This window comes from Sunxiuqinia sp. (assembly GCF_055140945.1).
On the sequence record NZ_JBSQYS010000026.1, the window covers coordinates 32,457 to 44,481 of the forward strand.

A 12,025-nucleotide genomic window follows, 5' to 3' on the forward strand; every position below is an offset into this window, starting at 1 on the left:
CATACTTTCATAAGTGCTTCAAAATCAGATGTTGTGCAGTATGTTTGTTTTTATTTAATCTAAATAAGAAGTAACTTCTTGATGGAATTGATTGGTTAAACTTAAAAAATTACAGAATGAAAACACAAAAGCAGTTATTACAAAAGATTGTCATCGCTACTATGATCCTGTTTTTTGCATGTAGCCCTTTTCAGAGCCAAGCTCAGGATGATCCCATGTTCTTTGTTGTCGTAGATTTTATGAAAGTGAAAGCCGGCGATGAAGGTAAATATGTTGATTTGGAAAAAAATGTCTGGAAACCGATACACCAGGAGCGGATTAATCAAGGTGAGATAATTGGCTGGATACTTTATCAGGTCCATTACACCGGTTCTGATGACGAATATAATTTTGTTACCGCATCGGTTTTTGATGATCCTTCCAGGCTTGAACATACTTTTCGGCTTGACATGGAAAAGGTTCATCCTGACATGGACTTGGAGAAAGCTTTTCAGGAAACAATGGAAAGTCGTGACTTGGTTAAGCAACAACTTTTGAGACGGATTGATGCTGTTTTCCCAGAGGGTGCTCCCGCAGATTATGAATATATCCAGGTGAATAAAATGAAGGTTAATCCCAGCATGGGAGGTGAGTATGTCAGTCAGGAAGTAGATGTGTGGAAACCGGTGCATCAGGAACTTATAGATAATGAAGCACGTGCTGGCTGGTCTTTGTGGGAGACCACTTACCCAACCGGAATGGGCATGGAGTACAATTTCGTGACAGTTGATTATTTTAAAGACTTTTCAAAGATAGGAGCAGCTGACGTGTTTGGAGCATTTGAAAAAGTTCACCCTGATAAGGACCCGATGGACTTAATAAATGCTATTGGTGAAACCCGGGATCATGTTAAAGCGGAATTATGGAGAGTCGTTGATTCGGTCTGGAAACAATAGAATATAATTGCAAAATATAACTAGCGGCAATAAAATATTTATTCACTGAATAAGTTATAAATTTAACCCCGGTTTAAAAGATCGGGGTTAATTGTGTATTATAATTCGGTATTATGCTCAGAACAAGAGAATTTTGTTTTAGGAATTGTTGGTTGATTGTATTCTTAATCGCGTTTGTCTTTGCTTCATGCAATCGAAATCCGCTGAAAATTGATGTGTCAGATGTAAAAGTAAATCTGACTTACAAAAATTACGAGGCTGATTTGTTTGAAGCGAAAGGAAGTCTAGAAGAGGAAATACCAATACTGCAAGAAAAATATGGCCGCTTTTTTGAGCTTTTCAACTTGCATATGATTGGTGTTGGAATGCCGGATGATGACGGGTTTTACAAACAACTCGAGTCCTTTTTAAGCGATACGATGATTGTGAACTTGAAAGAGCAAGTTGATCAACGGATCAATAAAAATGAATTGGAACAAGAATTTATAGAAGCCTTCAAGCATTATCGTTACTATTTTCCGAACAAAGTTGTTCCCGGCATTTATACTTGTGTGAGTGGCTTGAACCAATCGATTGTTTTAGCTGATTCCTTAATTGGCGTGAGTCTGGATAAATACCTTGGAGCCGATTTTGATTATTACCCGCGCTTAGGAATTCCAGCATATAAAATACGGAATATGCACCAGCAAAAGATTGTTTCGGATGCAATGTATTTTTGGGCTACGACGGAATATCCAATCAATTTAAAAGCCAGCAAGGTAATTGAAAGTATGATTTACCAAGGCTCCATGTATTATTTTGTCGAAGCCATGCAGCCTGAATTAACTGACAGCCTGAATATTGGGTTTACCGAAAACCAGTTGGAATTTTGCCAGAATAGCGAAGCCAATATGTGGAACTACATGGCGGAACAAAACCTGCTCTTTTCAACCAACCGGATGGATATTAAAAGGTACGTGGACGATGGCCCATACGTTTCTGTTTTTTCTACCGAATCTCCGGGCCGGGTTGGAGCTTGGTTAGGCTGGCAGATTGTACGTTCGTATATGAAAAATAATCCGGAGGTTACGCTAAAGCAACTGATGGAAAACCAAGACTACCTCAGCATTTTGAATCAATCGGGCTATCAACCCGACTAATTTTTACGAAATACTTCCTTTGGCTTCGATGATGATTTCCTTGACTCTTGTATTGGGAGCGAGTTTCAGCAAATACTCAATCGTTAAGAAAATATCTTCAGGTTGAATCATTTCTTCGTCAGTTAATGGAGTGCCAGCCAGCGTGGCCATTTCGGTTGCCACATAGCCCGGGCAAATGGCTGTTACAGAAATGCCATATTCAGCCAACTCCCGATAAAGTGATTCGTTTAAACCAACCAATCCAAATTTAGAAGCTGAGTAAGCTCCGCTATTGGCAAAACCAATTTTCCCTGCTCGCGAGGCGATATTAAAAATGGCACCCGATTTTTGTTCCTTCATCACCGGAACGAAAGCTTTCAATAAACTAAAGTTAGCAGTGAGGTTTAGCTCCAGCTGTTTTCTGAATTCATCAGCGTCCATTTGAAGGTTTCCGCCAATGTACATGCCGGCATTATTTACCAAGACATCAATGCGACCGTAGTGTTTCCTGATTTTTTGAATGCAATCTTCCAGCTCGTTTTCTTTAGTCAAGTCAACAGCAAATAAACTCGACTGTCCTCCATTTTCCTGAATTTCTTCAGCAAGCTCTTCCAGCTGCTGTTGGGTGCGGGAAATCAGCAGGCAATGGTAGCCCATTTTTGCGAGCCCTATGGCACAAGCTCTTCCAATTCCTCGGCTGGCTCCTGTAATGATTGCTATTTTTGTGGTATTCATAATCGTCGTTTTTTTGCGTTTGCCCCGAAGTTAACAAAAACGATGGGAGGTTTCAATCAACGTTAATTAGAAAAATCGCTACCGTGGATATTCTTAATTTGAACTCCTTCCTATTTCAACAAAAAAAGCAAAATAGAGAACGTAAAAAAAAGCCCACCGTATTTTGGTCAGCTTTTTTCACTTACTGCCAGATAGCTTGAATCGATATCTTTTTTTACTCTGCTGATTTTGCTTTCGCATCAGCTTCTGCTTTTTCCATTGTCAACTTGAGAGGGTCAATTTCTTCGCCCCAGTAAATTGTACGGTGTGGGAATGGGATTTCAATTCGGTGTTCATCGAACGCTTCTTTCAGTCGTTTCCGGTATTCGCGACCGACATTCCATTGCTGGATGGGTTTGGTTTTAATCCGGCCTTTTACCACCAACGCACTGTCGCCAAAGCTATCCAGTCCAAAAATCTCCATCGGTTCCAAAATCATCGATTTGAAGTTTGAATCAGCACGCAGGTCTTCCGAAACATCCTTCATAATTTTCATCACCTTGTTGAGGTCTTCTTTGTAAGCGACACCAATATCAAACACCATAGCCGACCAACCTTTGGTCATATTGGAAACCGAATTGATTTTTCCATTCTGAAAGATATGAACGACCCCCGATAAATCGCGCAAGGTGATGGTGCGAAGCTCAATTTTTTCAACAAGTCCTCCTGTTCCATTGATAATAGCTACGTCGCCTGTTCGAATCTGATTTTCAAGTAAAATGAAGAATCCGGTGATAAAATCGCGCACCAGTTCCTGTGCACCAAAACCAATTGCCAATCCAATAATTCCGGCACCTGCCAAAATTGGGGCAATGTCAATGTTTATTTTTTTCAAAAAGATCATAACGAAAATGACCCAAATCAATATCGCGACCCCCTTCTTGACAATCCCCATTAAGGTATTGAGCCGTTTCTCTACTTCAAGATTGGGTTCGTCGGTCTGATTGACCATCCGTTTGATCAATAACTTCTTGGTTTTATTGATCATAAACGATGCCGCTCGCAAGGCGACTAATAATAAAATAACCAAAATAATTATCGCAGGCAATTGCGAAACGATCCAGTTAACTAAGTTTTCGGACAAAACAGTCCAAAAATCATTGGTGAAAATTTTCTCCATGGGCTTCAATTTTTGTGAGTGATCTATTTTCTGAAAGATACACATAAAAAAGGCTGCCCTTCTTAGAACAACCTTCTGTTTTATTTCCTATTTTCTATCGGATTAATGCAGGCAAAACCGGGTTTTTCTTAAAATCAAACGTTACCGGAACAACAGCCCATGAGTCAACAATATCGCCATCGGCAATTGCAGGCTCCCATTCTACATCAACTTCTTCAACGGCTTCAACGGCTTCTTGTTCAAGCTTATCAACACGCTGTTCAAAAGGCGAATCAATCGCATGATCTGCTGTTACAAAATCAACTTCACCATCTCTTCCTACAACAAACTTTACATAAACGGTACCTTCTACACCGTAATCCTCTGCATTGTCAGGATATTGTAAATTCTTTTGAATTCGTTCTCTGAATTCGTCATACCCAACTTTAGGTTCAGCTTCTCGCTCAGGAGCATAATAAATCCCCACACGATTGCAGTAATTTCTCATGTCATCTTTGGCACTTCGAACGCTGTATATTAATGCTGAAACCTCTTTTTTATCTGCAGGATTATCAATTCCTGTGACCATAACCTTGTCTAAATGACCATCGTGATATACGTACTCATATGCAAAATCCGGATAATCAGCGACAATTTCGTAAACCCCAACTAAGTCGGTCTCAATCTCATCTTGCATCGTTTCCAGCTTATCGTATTTCATATCCTTTTCCTGAGCCGTGACTGTCAAAGCCCCTGCTATTAAAAATCCAATAATTGTCGTGTAAATTTTCATTGTTTTGTTTTTCGTAAACATATTCTTTTCCTTTCTTTATTTGTTCAACTTATAAAAAAAACACTTGCTTATTTTTTCGTCGGCAAGCTGACATGAAAATAAGCATGTCATTTATTATAGTCTTGAATATCATGCCATGGTCTGATTTTAGTATAAACAATCGCTGGAAATCCCTTTGTTGTGGAGGATTAGAAAAGGTTTTCCTCGAAACCTCCGGAATAAGGGTACATGTAGAATAATATCGAAATTTGTGGAATTAGTTTCACAAAGGCACTTTCAAAAAAAGCGATTTGTAGATACTTGAACGCAGTTTAATCGATGATCTACTCATTTTCATCTAATAAATGAGGAAATTCAATTTTCTTTAATGAAATTCGATTTTATCATTTTAGCAGGAAGCTGTAACCTTTTTTACGCCGAAGAATCTAAAAGGAGTTAAACGTTTCCCAAAAAAGACAGTCTACGAACTATACTAAAAAATGAACTGTGAAAATTTCGATTGACCAACTAAGCAAAATTTATCCAAATGGTAATCGTGCGCTCAACAATATTCAGCTTGAAATTGAGAACGGTATGTTTGGTTTACTGGGTCCAAACGGAGCCGGAAAATCCAGTTTGATGCGCATTTTGGTTACTTTAATGAAACCCAGTGAAGGAAAAGTAACCATCAATGAATACGACTTGGTCAAAAATCGAAAAGAGATTCGTAAAATGCTGGGGTATCTACCACAAGATTTTCGATTTTTTTCGCAACTAAAAACGTACGAATTCCTGGATTATGCCGCTCGCTTAGCCGGAATAAAAAAAAGCAAGCTTCGGGCTAATGCGGTGGACAAAATGCTGGAGGAAGTTGGTCTTTTTGAAGCACGGGATCGCCAAGCGAATCGGCTTTCGGGCGGAATGAAGCGTCGATTAGGCATTGCCCAGGCATTGATTAATAACCCGCAAATCATTGTTGTTGATGAACCTACCACCGGTTTGGATCCGGAAGAACGAATCCGGTTTAGAAATTTACTTTCGAGTATTTCAACTAACGATGTCATCATCATCCTTTCGACTCATATTGTTGGCGATATTTCAAGTACCTGTAAAAACATGGCTTTGTTGAATCAAGGAGAACTGGTCTACAGCGGCTCGCCCGACGATTTGGTTGCACAGGCCGAAGGGAAAGTCTGGTTGATAAAAGCAACGGAGTCGGAATATCAGGAAATCAATGAAAAATACCCGGTGATATCGAATGTTCCCACCAGTGAAGGATGGGAGATTCAGGTAGTTGCCAACGAAATAAATGGCTACGACGGACACAACATTGAACCCAATTTGGAGCATGCCTATGTGTATTTTATGGAAAGCCGCCTGAACCAATGGACTGCCGTTTAATCGCTAATGACTAACTTATGATATCAATTCACAATATACGATCAATTGCCCGATACGAAACAAAGACACTTCTACGAAGCTGGTTCTTTCGCATTTTTGCTATTCTCGCAATACTTTTTATTACATTCTTCAACTTTGGCGTATTGATCGAATCGAATGGTGGAGCAGGTGAATGGAGCATAAAAGGGTTACCGTCAGTCATTCCGTATGTGAACCTGTTGTTTTTGAATGTCGTGCAGGCTGTTATTGCCATCTTCCTGGCTTCTGACTTTTTGAAGCGTGACAAGAAGCTGGATACAACGGAGGTAATATACATGCGTGCAATGACCAACGGCGAGTATGTGATTGGAAAAACGCTGGGGAATCTGGTCGTATTTATTGTGTTGAACCTGATCGTTCTGGCAATCGCATTGCTTTTCAATCTGGTTACGGCAAATACTGGAGTTAACGGAATGGCCTATCTGTATTACTTCCTGGTGATTAGTATTCCCACACTGGTGTTTATTATGGGACTCTCGTTTCTGATCATGTCCCTGATTCGCAATCAAGCAGTAACTTTTGTTGTTTTATTAGGCTATGTCGCAATCTCTTTGTTTTACCTTCAGGATAAGTTTTATTACCTGTTCGACTACATGGCATTCAACATCCCATTAACTTTTTCTGATTTTGTTGGATTTGGGAATCTCACAACCATTCTGGTTCATCGGGGAATGTATTTTTGCTTTGGTATAGCTTTTATCTTTTATACCATCCTGCTTTTAAAACGGTTATCCCATTCTGAAGTTATGCGGATTTTCTCGTTTGGTTTTGGAACACTGGCTCTGGCGGGAGGCGTTTTCCTTGGCAGCATCCATGTCGGGTCATTTACCAAAGATCAGGATTTGCGGGAAGAAATGATTTCCCTGAATGATCAGTATCTGGATGTAAAGCAATTATCGATTTCTTCGTACAATATTCAATTGGAACATACCGGGGAGACAATTACCTGCACGACCAAACTGCAAGCTGTTAATGAGACCAGTGAGGTAAATTCAAAAGTACTCTTTAGCCTGAATCCGGGACTGGAGTTGAAGCAAATTACGATTGGAGGTAAAGATCAAACTTTTGAGCGTAAGTTAAGTTTGGTTGAGCTTAAAAATTTACAAGTTGCTCCGGGCGAAGAGCTTGAGCTGACTTTTACCTATCAGGGTAAAATTAACGAAGCAGCTTGTTTTCTGGATATTGACGATGAAACCAGACAACAGGCTTATCGAAACATGATGTATCAGATTGATAAGCGATATGCTTTTATCACCCCAAACTACGTTTTATTAACCCGCGAAGCCAATTGGTATCCAATTCCCGGAGTTGGTTTTGGCAAAGAAAACAAACAATGGACTGCCCGACAGTTTAGCGATTATCGATTAGAAGTGACCATCCATGACGGGCTAACAGCTATTTCACAGGGTGTTGTCGAAGAAGGTGATCATAAATTTGTGTTTACCAATTCTCATGCGCAGTCACAAATTTCAATAGCTATCGGTAATTATGAAAAAATTAATCAGGAAATTGATGGACTCGATTTCAATATTTACTATCGCAAAGGGCACGATTATTTTTCTGATTTCTTTGAGGAAATAAAGGACACCATTCCGAGTGTTATTACAGAAGTCCTTCAGGATTTTGAGCGTGATGTCGATTTGTACTATCCGTTTGAGCGATTGTCGCTGGTTGAAGTCCCTATTCAATTTTACTCCTATGAGCGGGTTTTAACCGGTACTCGCGAGCAGATCCAACCGGAAATGATTTTGTTCCCTGAAAAAGGCTTGTTGGTTAACGAAGCTGATTTCAACGGACGGATGAATCAGCGCCGTCGCCGGGGACGCGGCGACGACGAGAACCTAACGCCCCAGGAGAAAAAAATACGCATATTGCAAAACTTCCTGGCCACTTTTACCCAGGAACAAGGAAGACCCGATGTTAACCGCTCGCAAGGAGAATTGGAAGTTGAAGAGACCGACAACGCGCTGTATGCCTTCCCGCTATTTTACAACTATGCTTTTTATATCAGCTCGGAACGATGGCCGGTTACCGATCGTGTTTTTGAAGCCTACAAAAAGCAGGCAAGCAATAATCCCCGCATGGGCTGGATGCGCGACCTGCAAGGCATGTCGGAAGATGAACAGGGAAACCTCGCCTTGTTATCGCAAAGTTTTGAAGAGATTTTAAATGATCCGGAGCAAAAGCTGATTGTCGACAATGTTATTCAATTAAAGGGCAAGGCGCTGTTTTCAATAATTAAAACCAAAGCTCAGGAAGAAGCTTTTGAAGATTTTCTATACAACTACCTCAATCAGGTTAAATTTTCAGTTTCAACCATTGATGAATTTAATGAAGCCATTCAGAATGAATTTGAAATTGACCTGATTCCATACATGGAAGATTGGTTTAGCAGCACAAAACTACCGGCTTTTTTGATTGGACATGTTGATGCCGTCAATGTGCTGGATGGAGATCAGCTGAAAACCATGGTGAAATTTAAAGTAAGCAATACGGAGGATGTGGAAGGAATTATTTCTGCTGACTTTCGAATAGGAGGAGGACGAGGTGGTCGTTTTGGTGGAAGGGGAGCATCTCCCGAAACCATCAGTAAATTGATTCATCTGGATGGGAATCAAACCAAACAGGTTAGTTACTTACTAAGTGGAACTCCACGTGGGCTGAGCATCAACACCCTGACATCTAAAAATATTCCTTCAGAAATACGACTTCAGTTAGATAATATTGAAGAAGATAAAAAAGCAGTGCCCTACGAAGGCATTGTCGAAGTTGATGTACCTGTTCGAATAGCCGAAGACAACGAAATCATTTTGGATAACGAAGATCCCGGGTTTGAAGTGAAAGGCGAAGCCGAAACCAGCTTACTTCGTCGTTTATTAATTCAGGAAACAGAAAGCTCGACCAAGTATGAAGGCTTTTCAGGTTGGCGACCACCGCGTACCTGGACATTGACAACGAACTCTGATTTTTACGGAGCCTACATTCGCTCAGCATATTATATCCGATCAGGCGAAGGAGATAAAATAGCGACTTGGAATGTGCCCATCAAAGATGCCGGCTATTACGATGTTTATGCCTTCGTGTATAAAGAAGATGGTCGTCGTCGAAATAATGATGGCGAATACCACTTCATTGTGCATCACGATGATGGTGATGAGGATGCCTTAGTCGAATTAAAAAGTGCTGAAGATGGATGGAACCATCTTGGAGGGTTCTATTTTTCACCAGACACTGCAGTAATTGAATTGACAAACCAGTCGGAATCGCGAATGGTAGTTGCCGATGCCGTTAAATTGATAAAACAATAATTGATACCTATGAAACTCATTTTTACAAAACTTAAGATTCTTGTTCTGTTGACGGCTTTTCCCGGAGCACTGGCTTTTGGGCAGCAGCTTTTGAGCTTGGAGAATGCGCTGGATATTGCTTCGCAGAATAGCCCGGACATCCGTATTTCGCTATTAAATCTGGAACGTTCGCAAGAATCGCTCAATGCCCAAAAAGCAGCCCTAAAATCGCAGTTTACCCTCAGCTTGAACCCGGTTGATTTTAGTCGAACCCGTTCGTTCGATGATTTCTCATCAACTTGGTATACCAACGAATCATTTGGTTCATCGGGAACCTTCACTGTTTCACAACCTGTTTTATGGACTGATGGAACCGTGCAATTGGTAAATCGGTTTGGTTGGCAAAAAAATATCAACGATGTAACCAATCGGGAAGATCGGGCATTCACCAACAATTTATACCTTAGTCTCACCCAACCTTTATTTACTTACAATCGGCTAAAACTTCAGCTCAAAGAACTCCAGCTCGATTTGGAAAACTCGAACCTGAGTTATGCCATGCAAAAACTGAATCTGGAAAAACTGGTTACCCAGTATTTTTACAATGTGTATATGGCGCAAATGAGCTTAACCATTGCCAAGGATGAAATGGAAAACACCAAGAAAAGCTACGAGATAACCAAGAACAAAGTTGAAGCCGGATTGGCAGCGAGAGAGGAGCTCTACCAGGCAGAACTGAACTACGCAACAGCCGAGTCGGGTTTGCAAAACAAACGGGTGAGTTTAGAAAATTATAAAGATCAATTTAAACAATACATCGGCATGGATATTTTCGAAGAAATTTCGGTCATGACCAATGTCGACGCGAATGCTGTTGATGTTGATCTAAAAAAGGCAATCGATTATGGGTTGGCTTCCCGAATGGAACTGCGCCAGCGAGAGATTGATATTGAAAACTCGCAGTTTGATTTGATTCAAACAAAAGCAATGAATGAGTTTAAGGGCGAGATGAACCTTTCTGTTGGAATTATCGGTGAAGACCGCGTTGTTGGTAATGTTTACAACAATCCAACGAACAATCCCCAAGTGTCTCTTTCATTCAATGTCCCACTGTTTGACTGGGGTGAGAAAAAGTCTAGAATTAAAGCACAGGAAGCAGTTCTCCAAACGAGGGAACTCAATCTTGAGAATCAGGAAATACAAATCGTGATTGATATTCGGCAGGTTTACCGTTCGCTTCAAAACTTAAAAACACAGATTGACATTGCCAGGCAAAACGAAAAGAATGCTCAGTTAACCTACGAAATTAATCTGGAACGCTATGCCAACGGCGATCTGACCAGCATGGATCTGAACCTCTATCAAACACAGCTGTCGGAGAAAAAAATGGCTTACGCACAATCTTTAATCGATTATAAAATAGAGCTGTTGAATCTAAAAATTCAAACCCTTTACGATTTTGAAAAAAGTCAAGGTATTGTTCCTGAAGAATTAATGAAGAAAAGTAATAACTAAAACCATCCATCATAAAACGCAAATCAATGAAAATAACGAATTTCTATATCATCAGTATTATTGCGCTGCTCGGCTTGTCAGCCTGCAATAATCAAAGTGCTGACTCGGAAACTGAAGTGGCCATTCCTGTTTCGGTTGAGGATTTAAAACCCAGCTTCATTGAGCAAACGATAAATACCACAGGAACAGTGGCCGCAACCCAAGAGGCTACATTGACGACAGAGATGGGCGGCCGCTATTATTTAAATACCAATCCTCGCACAGGAAAACCGTTCCGGTTGGGCGATCAGGTTGCTAAAGGGCAGGTAATTGTGGAGCTGGAAGATGAAGAATACACGAATAACATAGGCTTGGAGGCGAAGGAACTCAACTTGAAAATATCGGAACAAACTTATACCAAGCAAAAATCGCTTTTCGATAAAGGTGGTGTAACCCAAAGTGAATTAAGCAATGCAGAAGTGTCGGCTGTAAATGCCCGCGATAGTTATGCACTAGCCAAAATTCAGTTGGAAAAAATGAAAGTTCGAGCACCGTTTAAAGGAGTGATCACCGAATTACCACATTTTACCGCAGGAACTAAAGTGCCCAGCGGAACAGCAGTTGTTAGTCTGATGAGTTACGAACAACTCCAACTGGAGGTTAATTTGCCTGAAAAATACATCAACAAAGTTGAGCAAAACCAAGATGTAAGGGTTATGAATTACACCTTGCCCGAAGATACGCTGCAGGGAGTTGTTCGCGAATTATCTCCGGCAATCAGCACCGAGACCCGAACATTTAAAGGAAAGTTGAGCATTGAGAATGAAGCACTCAAGCTGCGACCGGGAATGTTTGTTCAAGCTGAAATTATTCTTGACCGACGCGATAGTGTGATTGTTATTCCGAAAGATGTGATTGTTTCGAACCAACGTGGCAAATCTGTTTTTATCGTACAAAAAGGAACTGCGGAACAAAAGCAAGTAACCCTGGGATATGAAGATCAGGATAAAGTGGAAATCACTTCCGGCTTAAAAACAAACGATCGTCTCGTGGTAAAAGGATTTGAGACCCTGCGTGACCGTTCCAAAGTAAAAATCATCAAATAG

The 12,025-nt window shown here is 40.6% G+C and carries 9 protein-coding genes; 6 read left to right on the top strand and 3 right to left on the bottom strand.

The window, feature by feature from the left end; all coding sequences use genetic code 11:
- Window positions 1-116 precede the first annotated feature (116 nt).
- Entirely contained in the window at window positions 117-935 is an 819-nt protein-coding gene (locus ACTB00_RS12830; protein WP_463300318.1) for a hypothetical protein, read from the top strand.
- A 113-nt stretch (window positions 936-1,048) separates the two neighbouring features.
- Window positions 1,049-2,074 (top strand): gliding motility lipoprotein GldB, encoded by a 1,026-nt coding sequence (gldB, locus tag ACTB00_RS12835; RefSeq protein ID WP_463300319.1) that lies wholly within the window; start codon window positions 1,049-1,051, stop codon window positions 2,072-2,074.
- Between the two features lie 3 nt (window positions 2,075-2,077).
- Here gldB and ACTB00_RS12840 read toward each other — a convergent pair whose 3' ends face one another.
- The 3 genes from ACTB00_RS12840 to ACTB00_RS12850 form a co-directional block, all read right to left on the bottom strand.
- Window positions 2,078-2,788: an SDR family oxidoreductase gene (locus ACTB00_RS12840; RefSeq protein WP_463300320.1), complete on the bottom strand. Its 711-nt coding sequence runs from the start codon at window positions 2,786-2,788 to the stop codon at window positions 2,078-2,080.
- A gap of 214 nt (window positions 2,789-3,002) precedes the next feature.
- The gene (locus ACTB00_RS12845; protein WP_463300321.1) at window positions 3,003-3,947 is read right to left on the bottom strand and encodes a mechanosensitive ion channel family protein; all 945 of its coding nucleotides are present in this window, start codon (window positions 3,945-3,947) and stop codon (window positions 3,003-3,005) included.
- 94 nt (window positions 3,948-4,041) lie between these two features.
- Window positions 4,042-4,719, bottom strand: coding sequence for an energy transducer TonB (locus tag ACTB00_RS12850; RefSeq protein ID WP_463300322.1), 678 nt, complete (start codon window positions 4,717-4,719; stop codon window positions 4,042-4,044).
- Window positions 4,720-5,205: 486 nt separating this feature from the next.
- On the opposite strand from ACTB00_RS12850, the gene ACTB00_RS12855 reads away from it, so the two are divergent.
- The 4 genes from ACTB00_RS12855 to ACTB00_RS12870 are packed head-to-tail and all read left to right on the top strand — an operon-like array spanning window position 5,206 to window position 12,025.
- Entirely contained in the window at window positions 5,206-6,099 is an 894-nt protein-coding gene (locus ACTB00_RS12855) for an ABC transporter ATP-binding protein (protein ID WP_463300323.1), read from the top strand.
- Window positions 6,100-6,116: 17 nt separating this feature from the next.
- Window positions 6,117-9,446 (top strand): golvesin C-terminal-like domain-containing protein, encoded by a 3,330-nt coding sequence (locus ACTB00_RS12860; protein WP_463300324.1) that lies wholly within the window; start codon window positions 6,117-6,119, stop codon window positions 9,444-9,446.
- 9 nt (window positions 9,447-9,455) lie between these two features.
- Window positions 9,456-10,940: a TolC family protein gene (locus ACTB00_RS12865; RefSeq protein WP_463300325.1), complete on the top strand. Its 1,485-nt coding sequence runs from the start codon at window positions 9,456-9,458 to the stop codon at window positions 10,938-10,940.
- Window positions 10,941-10,966: 26 nt separating this feature from the next.
- Entirely contained in the window at window positions 10,967-12,025 is a 1,059-nt protein-coding gene (locus tag ACTB00_RS12870; RefSeq protein WP_463300326.1) for an efflux RND transporter periplasmic adaptor subunit, read from the top strand.